An 18,012-nucleotide genomic window follows, 5' to 3' on the forward strand; every position below is an offset into this window, starting at 1 on the left:
TCAGGCTTCCTGTAGCAGGGTGTCGGCGACGGCCGACAGGTCGGCGGCGATGCGGGTGCCGGCCGGCAGGCCGCCCTTGTCGCGGGTCTTGATGCCGTTGCCGGTGAGCACCAGCCAGGGCGCGCAGCCGGCCGCGGCGGCGGCCTGCAGGTCGCGCAGCGAGTCGCCCACCGCCGGCACGCCGGCCAAGTCGGCGTCGTAGCGGCCGGCGATGTCGTGGTACATGCCGGGCAGCGGCTTGCGGCAGCCGCAGCCGTCGGCCGGACCGTGCGGGCACAGGAAGATGGCGTCGATGACGCCGCCGGCCTGCATCAGCTCGCGGTGCAGCTTGGCATGAATGGCGTTGAGCGTGGCCATGTCGAACAGGCCGCGCGCCAGGCCGGACTGGTTGCTGGCCACCACCACGGTGTAGCCGGCCTGCGACAGGCGCGCGATGGCCGCCAGGCTGCCGGGCAGGGCGATCCATTCGTCGGGGCTTTTGACGAAGGCGTCGCTGTCCTGGTTGATGACGCCGTCGCGGTCGAGGATGATGAGCTTCACTGTGCCAGCCTGGAGATGTCGGCCACCTGGTTCATCAGGCCGTGCAGTTGGGCCAGCAATGCCAGCCGGTTGGCGCGCACGGCGGGGTCGTCGGCCATCACCATGACGTCGGCGAAGAAGGCGTCGACCGGTTCGCGCGCCTGGGCCAGCGTGCTGAGGCTGCCGGCGAAATCGCCGGCCTGCAGCTGCGCCTCGGCCTGCGGGCGCAGCCGGGCGACCGCGGCGGCCAGGGCCTGTTCGGCCGGCTCGGCCAGGCGGGTGGGGTCGACCGCGCCGATCTCGCCTTCGGCCTTCTTGAGCAGGTTGCCGATGCGCTTGTTGGCGGCCGCCAGGCTGGCGGCCTCGGGCAATTGGCCGAAGGCGGTGACGGCGCGCACGCGCGCGGCCGCCTGGTGCAGCGGCGGCGCCAGCGCGATCACGGCGTCGACCGCGTTGCGGTCGAAATCGGCGGCCAGCTGGTTGCGGTAGCGCTCGTAGACAAAGGCGCGCACTTCGTCCGCCGTGGCGGGCGCGATCTTGCCGGCCGGGAAGGTGCCGGCAGCCAGCGCCAGCAGGCCGTCGAGCGACAGGGGGCCGTCGGCGCTGGCGGCCAGCAGGCCGCCCGCCGCCAGTTGTTCGAACGCGCTGATCAGGCCCAGCGCGGCGCGGCGCAGGCCGAACGGGTCGCGTTCGCCGGTGGGCGCCAGGCCGATGCCCCAGATGCCGACCAGGGTTTCGGCGCGCTCGGCGATGAACAGGATGGCGGCGGTCAGCGTGTCGGCGGCGACCGGCGTGTCCAGGCGGATGCGGTATTGGTCGCGCAGCGCCCGCACCACGTCGGCGGGCTCGCCGTCGCCGGCGGCGTAGTAGGCGCCCATGATGCCTTGCAGCTCGGGGAATTCGCCCACCATGTTGGTGCCCAGGTCGGCCTTGGCCAGCAGGGCGGCGCGGTCGGCCGCGGCGGCGTCGCCGCCCAGCAGCGCCGCCACGCCGCGCGCGATGGCGCGCACGCGCTCGACGCGCTCGAGCTGGGTGCCGAGCTTGTTGTGGTAGACGATGTTGCCCAGCTGTTCCACGCGCGCGGCCAGCGGGGTCTTGCGGTCGGTGTCGAAGAAGAACTGCGCGTCGGCCAGGCGCGGGCGCACCACGCGCTGGTTGCCCTCGACGATGTTGGCCGGATCGTCGACCCGCATGTTGCTGACGATCAGGAAACGGTGCGTCAGCTTGCCGGTGGCCGGGTCGAACAGCGGGAAGTACTTCTGGTTCAGCCGCATGGTGAGGATCAGGCATTCCTGCGGGACCTGCAGGAATTGCTCGTCGAACTGGCCCACGTACACGGTGGGGTGTTCGACCAGCGCCGTGACTTCATCCAGCAGGGCGGCCACCTCGGGATCGTCGCCCAGCGTGGCGCCCAGGCGGGCGGCGTGGTCCTGCAGCTGGCGGTCGATCTCGGCGCGGCGCGTCTCGAACGAGGCGACCACGCGGCCCTGTTCGGCCAGCGCGGTCTCGTAGGCATCGGCGTCGGGGAAGTCGATGGGGGCGTCGGCCATGAAGCGGTGCCCCAGGGTGCGGCGGCCGGCCTGCAGGCCGAGCGCCGCGACCGGCACCACGTCGGCGCCGTGCAGCGCCACCAGGCCGTGCGCGGGGCGCACGAATTTCACGGTGGTGACGCCGTCGGCCAGCTGGTAGCGCATGACCTTGGGAATCGGCAGGCCGTCGATGGCGGCCTGCAGGCCTTCCTGCAGGCCGTCGGCCAGCCTGGCGCCGGCGGCCGTGCCGCGCGCCACCAGGTAGTCCTGCTTGCCGTCGGATTCGCGCGCCAGGGCGGCCGGGTCGGCGCCTTCCAGGCCCTTGGCGGCCAGTTTCTTCAAGAGGGCGGGCGTGGGCTTGCCGTCGGCGTCCAGGCCCACTTTCACGGGCATGAGCTTTTCGGCGTAGGCCTGGTCGGGGGCCTGGCCCAGCACGGCCGACAGGCGCACCGCCAGGCGGCGCGGCGTGGCGTAGGGCACCGCCTGGCAGCCGTCGGCCAGCAGGCCGTGGCGGCCGAGCGTGGCGCGCACGCCTTCGGCGAAGGCCTGGCCCAGTTTCTGCAGGGCCTTGGGCGGGAGTTCTTCGGTCAGCAGTTCGACCAGCAGGGGGCGGGTGTTCGTCGTCATTCAGGCAGCCTCCCCGGCGCGGTTGGTGGCCAGCATGGGGAAGCCCAGTCGTTCACGGGAGTCGTAATAGGCCTGCGCCACCGCGCGCGACAGGTTGCGGATGCGGCCGATGTAGGCGGCGCGCTCGGTCACGCTGATGGCGCCGCGCGCGTCGAGCAGGTTGAAGGTATGGGCGGCCTTCAGGGTGGCTTCGTAGGCGGGCAGCGCCAGCGGCACGTCCATCAGGCGCCTGGCCTCGGCCTCGTAGTCGTTGAAGTGCGCGAACAGCATGTCGGCCGAGGCGTGCTCGAAGTTGTAGGTCGACTGCTCGACCTCGTTCTGGTGGAACACGTCGCGGTACAGCACGCGGTTGCCGTGCGCGCCTTCGGTCCAGACCAGGTCGTAGACGCTTTCCACGCCCTGCAGGTACATGGCCAGGCGTTCCAGGCCGTAGGTGATCTCGCCGGTGGTGGGGGTGCAGTCCAGTCCGCCCACTTGCTGGAAGTAGGTGAACTGGGTGACCTCCATGCCGTTGAGCCAGACTTCCCAGCCCAGGCCCCAGGCGCCCAGCGTGGGGTTTTCCCAGTCGTCCTCGACGAAGCGGATGTCGTGCCGGGCCGGATCGATGCCCAGCGCCTTCAGCGAGCCGATGTACAGGTCCAGGATTTCCGGCGGCGCGGGCTTGAGCACCACCTGGTATTGGTAGTAGTGCTGCAGGCGGTTGGGGTTCTCGCCGTAGCGGCCGTCCTTGGGGCGGCGCGAGGGCTGCACATAGGCGGCGCGCCAGGGTTCCGGGCCGATGGCGCGCAGGAACGTGGCGGTGTGCGAGGTGCCGGCGCCGACTTCCATGTCGTAGGGCTGCAGCAGGGCGCAGCCCTGCTTGTCCCAGTATTCCTGGAGCGTGAGGATGATTTGCTGAAAAGTGAGCATAGGGTTCTTGGAATTCGGAGCGCACCGGCCTGCCTGGGCCGGCCGGCGCGGGGCGGCCCGGGAGTTCCTGGCGCGGGAAACCGGCCATTTTAACTGGCCCGGCCGCGGGCGGGGGCGGCCGGCCGCGCGGTGGGGACGGATCCGAGCCGCTCAGTAGGTGGGCGGCGTCACCGCGCTGACGATTTCGCCCACGCCTTCGCCCACGTTGCGGAAGCGGTGCGGCGTGCGGCTGTCGAAATAGTAGGCGTCGCCGGCCTGCAGCACGCGGGTCTTGTCGCCCACCGTGACCTCGATGGCGCCGGCGGTCACCAGGCCGGCCTCCTGGGCGTTGTGGCTGAACAACTCGCCGGTGTCGGTGCCTGGCGCATAGCGTTCCTGCATCATCAGCATCGCGCGGTTGGGAAAGCGGCTGCCGATCATCCGGTACGAGATCGTGCTGGTCTTGCCGATTTCGAGCAGGTCTTCCGGGCCGTAGAACGGCGATTCGGCCACCAGCAGCCGGCTGCTGGAAAAAAAACCCACGATGGTGGTGCCCAGGGCGTCCAGCACCGCGGCCAGCGTATCGAGCGACGGGCTGATCTTGTCGCGCTCGATCAGCGAGATCGAGGCGTGCGATACGCCCGAGCGCTGCGCGACCTCGCGGATGCCGAGCCCGCGCCGGCGCCGCAATTCCCTGATATCTGCCCCGATTCTCGGCATGGCGTGGTCCTCCCCGGATAGCCTCGACCGCCAGGATACACGCCCGCGCGCGCCGCGCATCAGCCGCGCGGCAAAGTGTCCAGGTCGACCGCCGGCGGCTGGAAATCGAGGGTGTCCAGCGGGTAGAGCGGACGGGCCCGCGCGAACGGCAGGCGCGCCGGGTGGTAGCCGGTCAGCCCGGGAGTCTCGGCGCAGGCGCAGGCGCCCAGCGTGTCGAAGGCCAGCTTGAAGTGATAGCCGGACTTCACCACGATGATATCGGCCGCGTCCAGGTCGATGCCGGCATCCAGGTAGCAGCCGGGGTCCTGCGACATGACCGCGTCCTGGGTGATCAGCAGGTCGTAGCGCGCCTGGCGCAGCACGGCGTGCGGCCCCAGGCGCAGGGTGGCGCCGCGCATGAAGACGCCGCGGTTGCGGAATACGCCATCGCCCAGCGCCGCGACGCGCCCCTGCACCGGCATGGCCGGGCAGCCGGGGCTGTAGGCGCCGCCCACCTCCAACGCGACTTCGGCGCCCACGCCGGCGCGCTGGCAGCGAGCCAGGGCGGCGGGATCGGTGACGATCGCGGCGATGCGTCTGTCGGTCAGGGCCAGGCAGCGCTCCAGCACGTGCATGCTGTCGCCCGGGCCGCCGGCCAGCACGCGGTCGCCGAAATCGCCGATCACCAGCTTGCAGCCATGGCGCGGGTGGGCGCGCAGCAGTGTCGCCACGTCCGGCAGCGCATGCACGTAGCGGTCGCGGTCGTCCCACAGCGTCCGCGCCAGGTCGAGCGCCAGGCGGCGCGCCGGTGCGCGCGCGCCCGCGCGGGCGTAGACGGCCACCGTCTGGCCCACTCCCGCGCCGTCGATGAACGGATTGACGTTGAACACGGATACGTCCAGCAGGCCCTCGCCGGCCGCCACGGCGGCGGCCGCCCGCGCATGCAGCGCGGCCAGCGGGCCGTGGGCCGTCTCGTCATTGCCGCGCGTCAGCATGGGCACGTGCACGCTGACGCCGATGGGGCGTGCGCCGCCATCGAGCATATGCAGCAGTTGCGCGGCCACGCGCTCGCCCGTGGCCGCGGCGTCGCCGTGCGGGTTGGTCTTGTAGGCCGAGGCGAAATCCAGCTGGCCCAGCATCGCGGGGATGGCGTGCCCGTGCAGGTCGAAACCGGCCACGATGGGCATCGCCGGCCCGACGATGCGGCGCAGCCGCGCCAGCAGGTCGGCCTCGGCGCTGTCCAGGCTGGCGGTCTGCATGCAACCGTGCAGGCACAGGGCGATGGCGTCGTAGCCGCCGCGCGCGGCGACTGCCAGGATGCCGTCGCGCAGCCTGGCATAGGCCGCGTCCTCGACCCGGCCGCCGGGCCGGGCGCGCGCCGCCAGCGTCGGCACGGGCTGGCAGCCGCGCGCCCGCAGGGTGCGCAGAATGCCGCCCAGCACCGAATCGGCCGCCGCATTGGCGGCCAGCATGGCCGCGCCTTCCTCGATCTCGAAGGCCGCCAGCGGCGTGGCGACTGGCGTGAAACCGTGCGTTTCCTGGAACAGCTGCGCCACCAGGACGCGGTAGGGCGAACTCGGCATGACCGGTCTCCGTGCGGGCCGCGGGCCTATTTCAGGTTGATGTGGGCGCGTTGGGCGGTCTGGCGCTGCTTGTCGATCTCGGCCGCGAGCTCGGCGGCGAATTCCCGCGGCGGATTGCCGACCGGCACCGCCGAGAAGCCGGCCAGCCGTTCCTTGACGTCCGGCATGGCGAGCACCTGGCGGACCGCTTCGTAGATGCGCTGCACGATCTCGTCGGGGGTTCCCTTGGGCGCCACCAGGCCGAACCAGGACGCGTCATTCACCTCGGGGACGCCCGCCTCGGCAAAGGTCGGCACGTCGGGCAGCGCTGCCAGGCGCTGCGGATAGGCGACCGCCAGCGCCTTCAGGTCGCCGTTGCGGATGAACGGCAGCGACGAGGGCAGGTTGTCGAACACGGCGGCAATTTGCCCGCCCAGGGCATCCTGCAGCGCCGGGCTGGAGCCGCGGTAGGGCACGTGCATCATTTCCGTGCCGGTGCTCAGCTTGAACAGCTCGCCCATCATGTTGGCCTCCGAGCCCGCGCCCGCCGAGCCATAGGCGTAGTGGCCGGGCTGGCTCTTGAGCAGCGCGATGAACGACTGCATGTCGGTGGCGGGCACCTTGGGGCTGATGGTCAGCACATTGGGCACCGAGGCCAGCCGCGTAATGGCCACCAGGTCGCGGGTGACGTCGTACGAGATGTTGTCGTAGACCACCGGCGTGACCGCGTGCGAGCTGACCGTGGCGATACCCAGCGTGTAGCCGTCGGGCTCGGCGCGGATCACGAATTCGCTGCCGATGCGGCCGGCCGCGCCGCTGCGGTTCTCGACCACCACCGATTGCCGCAGCAGCTTGCCCAGCGGATCGGCGATGGTGCGGGCCAGCACGTCGGTGGTGCCGCCGGGCGGGAACGGCACCACCAGCTTGATGGGGCGCGACGGATAGGACTGCTGGGCCTGGGCGGGCGCAGCGAGGGCGGCGGCGGCCACGAACAGGCCGGCCAGGAGGTGGTGCAGTTTCATTGTGTTCCCCTTGTGTGCGGATGATGGGTAGAGGGACGCCGGCCCCGCCGGCCGGCGCCCGGCGGCCGTCAGCCGAGCCGCAGCGCGGCGGCGCGGCGGTGGCCTTCCATGCCTTCGGTCCGGCTCTGGCGCACCGCCGGCGGCGCGACCGCCGCCACGCCGCGCTGGTCCAGCCATTGGTGGGTGCAGACCTTCAGGAACGATCCCACCCACAGGCCGCCGGTGTAGCGGCCGGCGCCCATGGTCGGCAGCGTATGGTTGGTGCCGCAGCATTTGTCCGAATACACCACGCTGGCCAGCGTGCCGATGAACAGCGAACCGTAGTTGCGCAGCTTCAGGCTGGTGGCGTGCGGGTCGCGGGTGTGCACTTGCAGGTGCTCCGCCGCCACCTGGTCGGAATAGGCCAGCATGGCCGCCTCGTCGGCGCACAGCGCGATCTCGCCGTAGTCATGCCAGGCGCGGCCCGCCACGTCGGCGGTGGGCAGGTCCTGCAACTGGCGCTGCACCGCGGCCAGCGTGGCGCGCGCCAGCGGCTCGCTGGTGGTGATCAGGCCCACGCGGGTGCGCACGTCGTGCTCGGCCTGGGCCAGCAGGTCGGTGGCGATCATCTCGGCGTCGCCCGTCTCGTCGGCCACCACGAAGATCTCGCTCGGCCCGGCCAGCTGGTCGATGCCGACTTCGCCGAAGACCTGGCGCTTGGCTTCGTTCACATAGGCGTTGCCGGGCCCGACGATCTTGTCCACGGCCGGGATCGATTCCGTGCCGCAGGCCATGGCGGCGATGGCCTGGGCGCCGCCCACCAGGAAGATGCGGTCGGCGCCGGACAGGTGGCAGCCGGCGACCATGGCCGGATGGGCGCCCGGCGGCAGGCAGGCGATCACTTCTTCGCAGCCCGCCACCTTGGCCGGCACGATGGTCATCACCGGCGCCGACAGGATCGGATAGCGTCCGCCCGGCACATAGGCGCCGATGCGCTGCACCGGAATGACGCGATGGCCCAGGTGCAGGCCCGGCAGCGGCTCGACCTCGAGCGGCAGCACGGTCGCCAACTGCGCCTCGGCGAAGGCGCGCACCCGCTCGATGGCGAATTCGGTGTCCTGGCGGGTTTGCGCGTCCAGGTCGGCCACGGCCCGCAGGCGCGCGTCCATGCCGACTTCCAGCACGGGCGTGTCCTGGCGGTCGAATTTGAGGGAATACTCGCGCACGGCGGCGTCGCCGCGGGCGCGCACCTGGGCGATGATCTCGCGCACGGTGTCCTCGATGGCGCCGACGCTGTCCTGGGCGCGGGCGGCGGGCGACTTGATGTAGGTGGGAGTGGCGGGGGCAGTGGGCATGAATACTCTCGATGACGGAATGACTGGCGACAGCGGCCACTATACGAGCGCCACGCCCCGCAAATTCATGCCCGCGCAGAGGTGGTCAAGATATTGAACGCGCTACCATGGCCTTTTTGCGCCGCCAGTCCATGGACCCATTGCGCCACTTGCCCCCGCTGACGACGTTGCGCGCCTTCGAGGCGGTCGGCCGCCACCTGAGTTTCAGCCGCGCCGCCGACGAATTGTTCGTCACCCAGAGCGCGGTCAGCCACCAGATCAACAAGCTCGAGCGCGAGCTGGGCGGGCCGCTGTTCGTGCGCCGGACCCGCGCCATCGCTTTCACCCCGCGCGGCCAGGCCTATTACGACCAGGTGCGCGCCGCCCTCGAACTGCTGGCGCGCGCCACGCGGCAGGCGCGCGCGCCGCAGCGCGCCGAGGCGCAGTTGAAGGTCGGCCTGCTGGCCTCGTTCGCGGCGCGCTGGCTGGTGCCGCGCCTGCCGGCGTTCACGCGCGCACATCCCGGCATCAGCCTGCAGCTGGTGCCGGACATCGGCCTGGCCGATGTGGCCGCGGGCGACGTGAACCTGGCCATCCGCTACGGGCGGGGACACTGGCCCGATGCGCACCTGGTCAAGCTGATGCCCGAGCGGCTGGCGCCGGTCTGCGCGCCGGCCCTGCTGGGACGCCGGCGCCAAGTCAAGTCGCTGGACGACCTGCTGCGCCATCCGCTGCTGGTCTCGCATTCGCGCCATCCGTTCGAATGGGAAATCTGGTCGCAGGCCCACGGCGTGGACCTGTCCGGCGCCCGCACCCTGCACCTGCATGACTACAACATCGTGATCGAGGCCGCGCTGGGCGGGCAGGGCGTCGCCATGGGCCGGCAGCGGCTGGTCCAGCCGCTGCTCGCCGCCGGCGCGCTGGTGCTGCCCGCGCCGCACGCCGTGTATGAGGATCCGGACATCGGCTGGTGGCTGGTGTTGCCGCGCACGGCGCTGCCGGAGCCGGCCGCGGCCTTTTGCCAGTGGGTGCAGGCCGAGGCGGCGCGCCGGCCCGGTTGAGCGGCATGTATGAATGGCATTGATGCGTGGGCGACCATTTTTCATTCGCCAAAGCCGCCGCGGGACGGCTAGGATGAGGCCTGTATTGTTCTCATCGCAGAGGTATCCAGCATGTCTTCGACCCTTTCCGCCCGCGTCCAGTCCCTCGGCCTGACCCTCGAGCCGGCCGCCGGCCCGGCCGCCAATTACGTTTCCAAGGTGCAAGTGGGCGATCTCCTGTTCATTTCCGGGCAGGTGCCGCGCCGCAACGGCGAGGCGGTGTTCCTGGGCCGGGTCGGCGACACCCTCAGCGAGGAAGAAGGCCGCCAGGCCGCGCGCCAGGCGGCGCTGTGCGTGCTGGCGCAGCTGGCCGACGCGGTCGGCGACGACCTGGCGCGGGTGGCGCGCGTGGTGCGGCTGGGCGTGTTCGTGGCCTGCCCGCCGGACTTCCAGCGCCAGAGCACGGTGGCCGACGGCGCCTCCGACCTGATGGTCGACGTGCTGGGCGACGCGGGCCGCCATGCGCGCACCGCGGTGGGCGTCGCGTCGCTGCCGCGCGGCGTGGCCGTCGAGGTCGAGGCCATCGTGCAGATCAAGCCCTAGCCGCGCGGGAGCCGCCCATGCCGCAAGCCACATTGACCGACGCCGACGTGGCGCGGCTGCGCCGCGCCACGCCCGGGATCGACCAGGTCCTGCACTTCAACCATGCCGGCGCGTCGCTGCCGTCCGCCGCCACGGTGCGGGCGGTGGTCGAGCATCTGCAGCGCGAAGCCGCCAGGGGGCCGATGGAAGCCGCCCAGGCGGCCCAGGACAGCGTGGCCGCGGCGCGGCAGCGGGCCGCCCGCCTGCTCGGCGCGCAGCCGGACGAAGTGGCGTTCGCCTCGGGCTGTTCCGATGCCTGGGGCCGCGCCTTCGCCGCCCTGGGGCCGTGGCGGCCGGGCGACCGCATCCTGGTGGGCCGCTCGGAATGGGGCGGCAACCTGGCCACCCTGCAGCAGGTCGCCGGACGGGCCGGCGCCAGTATCGAGGCGATTCCCTGCGACGCCGCCGGCCGCGCCGCGCCGGATGCGCTGCAAGCCATGCTGGACGAGCGGGTGCGGCTTATTTCCCTGACCTGGCTGCCGGCCAATGGCGGCCTGATCAACCCGGCCGCCGCCATCGGCGCGGTGGCGCGCCGTCACGGCATTCCCTATATCGTGGATGCGGCGCAGGCCCTGGGGCAGCTACCCATCGACGTGCGCGCCGTCGGCTGCGACATGCTGGTGGCGCCGGTGCGCAAGCACCTGCGCGGTCCGCGCGGCCTGAGCCTGCTGTACGTGCGCGACGAATTCGCCGCACGGCTGGCCCCGGCGTTCGTGGACACCTCGTCCGCGCCGGTGGATGCCGACGGCGTATCGGCGCTGCGCGATGGCGCGCGCCGCCTGGAAACCAGCGAACAGCCGGTGGCGCTGGTCTGCGGGCTGGCCAATGCCTTGCAGGAGGCGCTCGACCTGGACGTGGCGGCGATCCGCGCGCGCATCGACGCCAGCGCGGGCGCGCTGCGCGAGCGGCTGGCGCGCCTGCCCGGCGTGACGCTGCACGACCTGGGCGAGGAGCGTTCCGCGCTGGTGTCGTTCAATGTGGACGGCATGACCGGGCCCGAGGTGCGCGCGGCGCTGGCGGCGCAGGGCATCAACATTTCCGCCAACGGCATCCCCTACACGCCGCTCGACATGCGGGCGCGCGGGCTTGTCGCGGTGGCGCGGGCGGCGGTCAGCTACCTGACGACCGGAGATGAAATCGACCGGCTGGTGGCCGCGGTGCGCGCGCTGGCGAAATAGGGGCCGCCCTGGGGCCGCGGCTTCCGCGCCCGGTCAATATTGTGACCACCCGCCCTCGCGGGGCGGGCCGGCGCCGATGGTCGTATGATTCGGTTATCCCTCAAGTCTTATAGATAACCCAGGCCCAGAGACAGGCCAGAAGGAGTCCCGCATGTCCGAGCTGATCAAGGTAGACGTCGTCGATGGCATCCAGGTCATCACCATCAACCGCCCCGAAGCCAAGAACGCCATCAACCTGGAGACCGCGCAGGCCATGGCCGCCGCGCTCGAGCAGCTCGACAGCCGCGATGACGTGCGCATCGGCATCCTGACCGGCGCCGGCGGCACGTTTTCGTCGGGCATGGACCTGAAAGCCTTCGCACAGAGCGGCCAGCGTCCGCTCATCCCCGGCCGCGGCTTCGCCGGCCTGAACGAACGGCCGCCGCGCAAGCCGCTGATCGCCGCCGTGGAAGGCTACGCCCTGGCCGGCGGTTGCGAGATGGCCCTGGCGGCCGACCTGATCGTGGCCGCCAGCAACGCCAAGTTCGGCCTGCCGGAAGTCAAGCGCGGCCTGGTGGCCGGCTCCGGCGGCATGCTGCGCCTGCCGCGCCGCCTGCCGTACCACATCGCCATGGAAGTGATCCTGACCGGCGACATGCTCAGCGCCGAGCGGGCCCACGGCTACGGGCTGGTCAACCGCCTGACCGAGCCCGGCAAGGCGCTGGACGGCGCCCTGGAACTGGCGCGCGTCATCGTCGAGAACGGGCCGCTGGCCGTGCAGACCGCCAAGAGCATCGTGGCCCAGGCCACCGACTGGGAACAAGAGGGCATGTTCGACCGCCAGCGGCCCCTGATCGCGCACATTTTCACCTCCGCCGACGCCAAGGAGGGCGCCACCGCCTTCGCCGAAAAGCGCAAGCCTGTGTGGCAGGGCAAATAGCCCTTGCCCCGGCTGGTCATAAAATAACCCGTCGATCGCGCGCGGCCGGCTCGCCCGGCCGCGCGTCTTGCCGCCGCGCCGCGGGCCCCGCGCGGGGCTTTCCCCGGTTTCCGTTTTCCATTCGCTTTCCGTTCATACCGCCATGTCCGTCCTCATCAAAGAAGAAGACTTCATCCAGTCTATCGCCGATGGCATCCAGTTCATCAGCTACTACCATCCCGTCGACTACATCCGCCACCTGGCGCGCGCCTACGAGCGCGAGGAAAGCCCGGCGGCGCGCGACGCCATGGCGCAGATCCTCACCAACTCGCGCATGTGCGCCGAAGGCAAGCGGCCGCTGTGCCAGGACACCGGCATCGTCAACGTGTTCCTGAAGGTCGGCATGGACGTGCGCTTCGACACCCGCCGCACCCTGCAGGAACTGTGCGACGAAGGCGTGCGCCGCGGCTACACCAACCCGGACAACCCGCTGCGCGCCTCGGTGCTGGACGACCCGCTGTTCGCCCGCAAGAACACCCGCGACAACACCCCCTGTATCCTGCACGTCGAACTGGTGCCCGGCGCCAAGGTCGACGTGCAGATCGCCTCCAAGGGCGGCGGCTCGGAAAACAAATCCAAGTTCGTCATGCTCAACCCGAGCGACTCGCTGGTCGACTGGGTGCTCAAGACCGTACCCACCATGGGCGCCGGCTGGTGCCCGCCCGGCATGCTGGGCATCGGCGTCGGCGGCACCGCCGAGAAAGCCATGCTGATGGCCAAGCAGTCGCTCATGGACGACATCGACATGTACGAACTGCTCGAGCGCGGCCCGCGGAACAAGCTCGAAGAACTGCGCATCGAGCTCTACGAAAAGGTCAATGCGCTGGGCATCGGCGCGCAGGGGCTGGGCGGCCTGACCACCGTGCTCGACGTCAAGATCAACACCTTCCCCACCCACGCGGCCTCCAAGCCGGTGGCCATGATCCCCAACTGCGCGGCCACGCGCCACGCCCACTTCGAGCTCGACGGCTCGGGCCCGGCGCGGCTCGATCCGCCGGCCCTGTCCGAGTGGCCCGAAGTGCATTGGGCGCCCGACTACAACAAGTCGAAGCAGGTCGACCTGAACACGCTCACCCGCGAGGAAGTGGCCAGCTGGAAGCCCGGCCAGACCCTGCTGCTGTCGGGCAAGATGCTCACCGGCCGCGACGCCGCGCACAAGCGCATCCAGGACATGCTGGCCAAGGGCGAGAAGCTGCCGGTGGACTTCACCAACCGCGTCATCTACTACGTGGGCCCGGTCGATCCGGTGCGCGACGAAGTGGTCGGCCCGGCCGGCCCGACCACCGCCACCCGCATGGACAAGTTCACCGACATGATGCTGGCGCAGACCGGCCTGATCGCCATGATCGGCAAGTCCGAGCGCGGCCCGGTCGCCATCGAGGCCATCCGCAAGCACCAGTCGGCCTACCTGATGGCCGTGGGGGGCGCCGCCTACCTGGTGTCCAAGGCCATTCGCGAAGCCCGCGTGCTGGCCTTCGAAGACCTGGGCATGGAGGCCATCTACGAATTCGACGTGAAGGACATGCCGGTCACCGTCGCGGTCGACGCGCAGGGCACCTCGGTGCATACCACCGGCCCGCGCGAATGGCAGGCCCGCATCGGCAAGATCCCGGTCGCGGTCGCCTGATATCCCTGCTGGATCCACCGGGCGGCCGCCGCCCGGTGGCCTTGCGCGCTTGGTGATGTAACCTGGGTTGGGTACATTCAGGGTTCTGTAAGCAACCCTGGTCCCGCCCGGCATGCGCACCAAGCCTTATCATCCCGTCGTGCTGTCCATCCTGCGCCAGCACGGCGCCCGCGTCGTGCTGGACATGCCGTGCGGCAGCGGCTGGCTGGGGCAGGCAGTGGCCGCCGGCAAGCTCCAGCTCGACGCGCTCGACGGCCTGGGCCTGTGGGAGTTCCCCGCCGCCGATCTGCCATACCGGCACGTGCGCGAGCACGATCTCGACACACCGCTGGCCGGTGCCGCCGGCTACGACGCCATCGTCTGCGCCGAGGCCATCCATCTGCTGCGCAACCCCGGCCTGATGCTGGACGGCGCATTCCGCGCCCTGCGGCCCGGCGGCCGGCTCATCCTGACCACCCCCAACACCTGGCGCGTGGGGTCGCGGCTCGCCTACCTGACCCGCGGCTTCCATTATGGCTTCAGCCCCATGGTGGGCAAGCGCCGCGGCGACTACGTCACGTATGTGCCGTGGTCGTTTCCGCAACTGCATTTGTTCCTGGCGCACCAGGGGTTCGGCGAGATCGTGCTGCACGAGGTGGACGAGCCCAAGCCCAAGTACCTGGTCGAGCACCTGGCCGGCCTGCCGGCGCGCGCGTACTGCCGCTCGCACGAGCGCGCCGCATCGTCCGCGGACGAGCGCGACTACTGGCGCCAGGCCGGCAGCCGGCAGGCGCTGTACGGCCGCTGGCTGATGATGTCGGCGCGGCGGCCGGCGCAGGGCTGAGCCTCACGCCGCCGGCAAGCGCAGCGCCATCAGGATTTCGTCGTAGTAGCGGCCGTCGATCTTCAAGGCGCGCGGCTCGCGCCCGTACCCTTCGAACCCCAGCTTGCGGTACAGCGCGTAGGCCGCCTTGTTGGAGGCCTCGACGGTCAGCAGCAGGGTGTCCAGCCGGCCCGTGGCATAGCCGATCAGTTCGCGGATCAGCGCCTGTCCGAGGCCGGCGCCGCGCGCCTCCGGGTGCACGAAGACGCCCACGATGATGCCCTTGTGGCGAGTCTTGAGGCCCTGTTCCAAGTACAGGCCGGCGATGCCGCACAGGCGTTGGTCCCGCCACCCGCCCAGCATCGGCAGGTCCGCCAGGCGCGCGGCGAACCATTCGAGGGGGCGGACGCTTTCCTCTTCCCAGGAACTGCCGAAGGCCGTGGGGTGGGTTTGCAGCGCTTCCAGCCGCAGCCGCCGGTAGGCGGCCGCGTCCGGTGCGTCCAGGCGGCGAATGGCGAAGGGAGGCGGCATGGCGTGCGCCCGCTGGCGGGCTGTGGTAAAGATGGCGGAATCCGTACCATACCGCACCATGCCATCCATCCCCAGCGAGATCATTGCCCAACTGGCGCGCGCCCGCGCGATCCTCGATCGCCACCTGGGCGGCACGCTGCAGGCCCTCTATCTGTTCGGTTCGGCCGTCGATGGCGGCCTGCGGCCCCAAAGCGACATCGACTTGCTGGCGGTGGTCGGCGCCGCCCCCGGCGAGCCGGTCCGGCGCGCGCTGATGGTGGATCTGCTGAAGGTGTCCGCCTGGCCCGGCACCGATCCGGCATGCTGCGCGCTCGAAGTCACGGTGCTGGCCCGCGATGCGGTGCTGCCCTGGCGCCACCCCGCGCGGCGCGAGCTGCAATTCGGCGAGTGGCTGCGCGACGATCTGCGCGCCGGCAAGTTCGAACCGCCCATGCAGGACCACGACCTGGCGATCCTGCTGACCAAGGCCAGGCAGCACAGCGTCAGCTTGCTGGGGCCCCCGGCGCATGAGCTGTTCGCCCCGGTCCCGCCGGCGGATTTCGCCCGGGCGCTGGCCGATACCATCGCCCAGTGGAACGAGCCGGCCGACTGGCGGGACGAGGAGCGCCATATCGTGCTGGCGCTGGCGCGCATCTGGTACAGCGTGGTGACCGGCAAGATCGCGGCCAAGGACACGGCCGCCGCCTGGGCGCTGGACCGCCTGCCCGCGGCGCATCGGCCGGTGCTGGCCCAGGCGCGCGACGCCTACCTGGGTCGCGCGGCCGACGCGCTGGCGCAGTGCCCGGAGCAGGTCGCGGCATTCATCCACCACGCCAAGGCCGAGATCCGGCGCGCGGCAGGGGCGCCGGCCGGCTGATCCCATGCCGCGGCCGGCGGCTCCCGGGGGCCTGGACTAGAATCCCCTCCATCAGCTTGTGATCGAACCCTCATGAATTCCCCCATCCGCCTTACTCAATATAGCCACGGCGCCGGCTGCGGCTGCAAGATCTCGCCCAAGGTGCTGGACGTGATCCTGGCCGGCAGCGGCGCCCAGAACCTGGATCCCCGGCTCTGGGTCGGCAACGCCTCGCGCGACGACGCGGCCGTCTACGGCCTGGACGACGAGCGCGGCGTGGTCTCGACCACCGATTTCTTCATGCCCATCGTCGACGACCCGTTCGACTTCGGCCGCATCGCCGCCACCAATGCCATCAGCGATATCTACGCCATGGGCGGCGACCCGCTGCTGGCCATCGCCATCCTGGGCTGGCCGGTCAACCTGCTGCCGCCCGAGGTCGCGCGCGAGGTGGTGCGCGGCGGCCGCGCCGCCTGCGATGACGCTGGCATCCCGCTGGCCGGCGGCCATTCGATCGACGCGCCGGAGCCCATCTTCGGCCTGGCCGTCACCGGCGTGGTCGACAAGGCGCGCCTGAAACGCAATGACACGGCCAGCGCCGGCTGCAGGCTCTACCTGACCAAGCCGCTCGGCATCGGCATCCTGACCACCGCCGAGAAGAAATCCCGGCTGCGCCCGGAGGACGTCAACCTGGCGCGCGACTGGATGTGCACCCTGAACCGGCCCGGCAGCCGTTTCGGCCGCCTGGCCGGCGTGCGGGCCATGACCGACGTCACCGGCTTCGGGCTGCTGGGCCACCTGGTCGAGATGGCCGACGGCAGCGGCCTGACCGCCCGCATCGTCTTCGACGACGTGCCGCGCCTGCCCGGCGTCGAACACTACCTGGCCGCGGGCTGCGTGCCGGGCGGCACCGGCCGCAACTACGAGAGCTACGGCGAGCGCATCGCGCCCATCGGCCAGGACCGCATCAACCTGCTGTGCGACCCGCAGACCAGTGGCGGCCTGCTGGTGGCCGTGGCGCCGGAAGGCGAGGCCGAATTCCTGGCCGTGGCCGCCGAGCTGGGCCTGGACCTGCGGGCCATCGGCGAATTGGTGCCGCAGCAGCGCCACGCTGTCGAAGTGCTGTGACGGCCCGGGCAGCCATGCGCGACGACACCGCCGATTACCGCGCGCTGTTCCTCGGCGACGTCCCGTTGCTGGATACCCGCGCGCCGGTCGAATTCGGCAAGGGCGCTTTCCCCGGCGCGGTCAACCTGCCGCTGATGAACGACAGCGAGCGGCAGCAAGTCGGCCTGTGCTACAAGCAGCGCGGCCAGGACGCGGCGATCGCGCTGGGACACCAGCTGGTCAGCGGCGCCGTCAAGGCCGGGCGCATCGCCGCCTGGGCCGATTTCGCGCGCGCCCATCCCGACGGCTACCTGTACTGCTTCCGCGGCGGGCTGCGTTCGCAGATCACGCAGGCCTGGCTCAAGGACGAGGCCGGCGTCGCCTACCCGCGCATCATCGGCGGCTACAAGGCGATGCGCGGCTTCCTGCTGGAAACGCTGGAGCGCGCCGTGGCCGAGTGCCGCCTGGTGGTGCTGGGCGGCATGACCGGCACCGGCAAGACCGATGTGCTGCGCCGGCTCGACCACGGCCTGGATCTGGAGGCGCATGCGCATCATCGCGGCTCCAGCTTCGGCAAGCATGCCACCGCGCAGCCGGCGCAGATCGATTTCGAGAACCGGCTGGCCATCGAGATCCTCAAGAAGCGCGCCGCCGGGCACGCCTCGTTCGTGGTGGAGGACGAAAGCCATTGCATCGGCAGCTGCAGCGTGCCCGTCGGCCTGTTCCAGGCCATGCAGCGCAGCCCGGTGGTGTGGCTGGAAGACAGCCTGCACAACCGGGTGGAGCGGATCCTGCGCGACTATGTCGTGGAGCTGTGCGCGGAGTTCGTCCGGCTGCATGGCGCCGAACGCGGCTTCGAACTGTTCGCCGGACGGCTGCGGCAGAGCCTGGACAATATCGCCAGGCGGCTGGGCGGCGAGCGCCACGCGCGCTTGCGGGCCGTCATGGACAGCGCGCTGGCCGAGCAGGGGCGGAGCGGGGCGGTGGCGATGCACCGCGAATGGATCGAGAAGCTGCTGGTGGAATACTACGACCCGATGTACGGCTACCAGCGCCAGTCCAAGGCGGACAGGATCGGGTTCGTGGGAGAACTCGAGGACGTCGTTGCCTATTTGCGCGGCGCACAGCAATAG

At 71.0% G+C, this 18,012-nt stretch carries 17 protein-coding genes; 9 read left to right on the plus strand and 8 right to left on the minus strand.

Going from position 1 to position 18,012, the window contains the following annotated elements; all coding sequences use genetic code 11:
• The 7 genes from gmhB to hisD all read right to left on the minus strand — a co-directional run bounded on the left by gmhB (nt 1) and on the right by hisD (nt 8,180).
• Nucleotides 1–540 carry a D-glycero-beta-D-manno-heptose 1,7-bisphosphate 7-phosphatase gene (gmhB, locus tag CAL24_RS03840; RefSeq protein WP_094805767.1) on the minus strand — a complete coding sequence of 180 codons (540 nt, stop codon included), beginning with the start codon at nt 538–540 and terminating at the stop codon, nt 1–3.
• On the minus strand, nt 537–2,675 hold the full coding sequence (gene glyS, locus CAL24_RS03845) for a glycine--tRNA ligase subunit beta (protein WP_094805768.1): 2,139 nt from the start codon (nt 2,673–2,675) through the stop codon (nt 537–539). The genes gmhB and glyS overlap by 4 nt, the downstream gene beginning before the upstream one ends.
• Nucleotides 2,676–3,584, minus strand: coding sequence for a glycine--tRNA ligase subunit alpha (gene glyQ / locus CAL24_RS03850; RefSeq protein WP_028356740.1), 909 nt, complete (start codon nt 3,582–3,584; stop codon nt 2,676–2,678).
• 150 nt (nt 3,585–3,734) lie between these two features.
• The gene (locus tag CAL24_RS03855; protein ID WP_028356739.1) at nt 3,735–4,283 is read right to left on the minus strand and encodes a cupin domain-containing protein; all 549 of its coding nucleotides are present in this window, start codon (nt 4,281–4,283) and stop codon (nt 3,735–3,737) included.
• A gap of 59 nt (nt 4,284–4,342) precedes the next feature.
• Nucleotides 4,343–5,845 (minus strand): M81 family metallopeptidase, encoded by a 1,503-nt coding sequence (locus CAL24_RS03860; protein ID WP_094805769.1) that lies wholly within the window; start codon nt 5,843–5,845, stop codon nt 4,343–4,345.
• Between the two features lie 26 nt (nt 5,846–5,871).
• A complete protein-coding gene (locus CAL24_RS03865; protein WP_094805770.1) occupies nt 5,872–6,846 on the minus strand; it encodes a Bug family tripartite tricarboxylate transporter substrate binding protein in 975 nt (324 codons plus the stop codon).
• 68 nt (nt 6,847–6,914) lie between these two features.
• Nucleotides 6,915–8,180 (minus strand): histidinol dehydrogenase, encoded by a 1,266-nt coding sequence (gene hisD / locus CAL24_RS03870; RefSeq protein ID WP_094805771.1) that lies wholly within the window; start codon nt 8,178–8,180, stop codon nt 6,915–6,917.
• A 131-nt stretch (nt 8,181–8,311) separates the two neighbouring features.
• On the opposite strand from hisD, the gene gcvA reads away from it, so the two are divergent.
• From gcvA to CAL24_RS03900, 6 genes are all read left to right on the plus strand, one after another.
• Nucleotides 8,312–9,220, plus strand: a complete 909-nt coding sequence (gcvA, locus tag CAL24_RS03875; RefSeq protein ID WP_094806486.1) for a transcriptional regulator GcvA — start codon at nt 8,312–8,314, stop codon at nt 9,218–9,220.
• Between the two features lie 111 nt (nt 9,221–9,331).
• The gene (locus tag CAL24_RS03880; RefSeq protein WP_028356736.1) at nt 9,332–9,802 is read left to right on the plus strand and encodes a RidA family protein; all 471 of its coding nucleotides are present in this window, start codon (nt 9,332–9,334) and stop codon (nt 9,800–9,802) included.
• A gap of 17 nt (nt 9,803–9,819) precedes the next feature.
• Entirely contained in the window at nt 9,820–11,019 is a 1,200-nt protein-coding gene (locus CAL24_RS03885; RefSeq protein ID WP_028356735.1) for an aminotransferase class V-fold PLP-dependent enzyme, read from the plus strand.
• A gap of 151 nt (nt 11,020–11,170) precedes the next feature.
• The gene (locus CAL24_RS03890; RefSeq protein WP_028356734.1) at nt 11,171–11,938 is read left to right on the plus strand and encodes a crotonase/enoyl-CoA hydratase family protein; all 768 of its coding nucleotides are present in this window, start codon (nt 11,171–11,173) and stop codon (nt 11,936–11,938) included.
• A 142-nt stretch (nt 11,939–12,080) separates the two neighbouring features.
• Nucleotides 12,081–13,604, plus strand: coding sequence for a fumarate hydratase (locus CAL24_RS03895; protein WP_028356733.1), 1,524 nt, complete (start codon nt 12,081–12,083; stop codon nt 13,602–13,604).
• A 112-nt stretch (nt 13,605–13,716) separates the two neighbouring features.
• The gene (locus CAL24_RS03900; protein ID WP_249278472.1) at nt 13,717–14,427 is read left to right on the plus strand and encodes a class I SAM-dependent methyltransferase; all 711 of its coding nucleotides are present in this window, start codon (nt 13,717–13,719) and stop codon (nt 14,425–14,427) included.
• A gap of 3 nt (nt 14,428–14,430) precedes the next feature.
• Here CAL24_RS03900 and CAL24_RS03905 read toward each other — a convergent pair whose 3' ends face one another.
• The gene (locus CAL24_RS03905; RefSeq protein WP_094806488.1) at nt 14,431–14,937 is read right to left on the minus strand and encodes a GNAT family N-acetyltransferase; all 507 of its coding nucleotides are present in this window, start codon (nt 14,935–14,937) and stop codon (nt 14,431–14,433) included.
• A gap of 58 nt (nt 14,938–14,995) precedes the next feature.
• Here CAL24_RS03905 and CAL24_RS03910 point away from each other — a divergent pair, with 58 nt between their 5' ends.
• From CAL24_RS03910 to mnmH, 3 genes are all read left to right on the plus strand, one after another.
• Nucleotides 14,996–15,793 carry an AadA family aminoglycoside 3''-O-nucleotidyltransferase gene (locus CAL24_RS03910; RefSeq protein ID WP_094805772.1) on the plus strand — a complete coding sequence of 266 codons (798 nt, stop codon included), beginning with the start codon at nt 14,996–14,998 and terminating at the stop codon, nt 15,791–15,793.
• Between the two features lie 72 nt (nt 15,794–15,865).
• Nucleotides 15,866–16,900: a selenide, water dikinase SelD gene (selD, locus tag CAL24_RS03915; RefSeq protein WP_028356729.1), complete on the plus strand. Its 1,035-nt coding sequence runs from the start codon at nt 15,866–15,868 to the stop codon at nt 16,898–16,900.
• A 14-nt stretch (nt 16,901–16,914) separates the two neighbouring features.
• Entirely contained in the window at nt 16,915–18,012 is a 1,098-nt protein-coding gene (mnmH, locus tag CAL24_RS03920) for a tRNA 2-selenouridine(34) synthase MnmH (RefSeq protein ID WP_028356728.1), read from the plus strand.

The sequence above is a fragment of the Bordetella genomosp. 2 genome (genome assembly GCF_002261345.1).
Taxonomy (GTDB): Bacteria; Pseudomonadota; Gammaproteobacteria; order Burkholderiales; family Burkholderiaceae_B; genus Bordetella_A.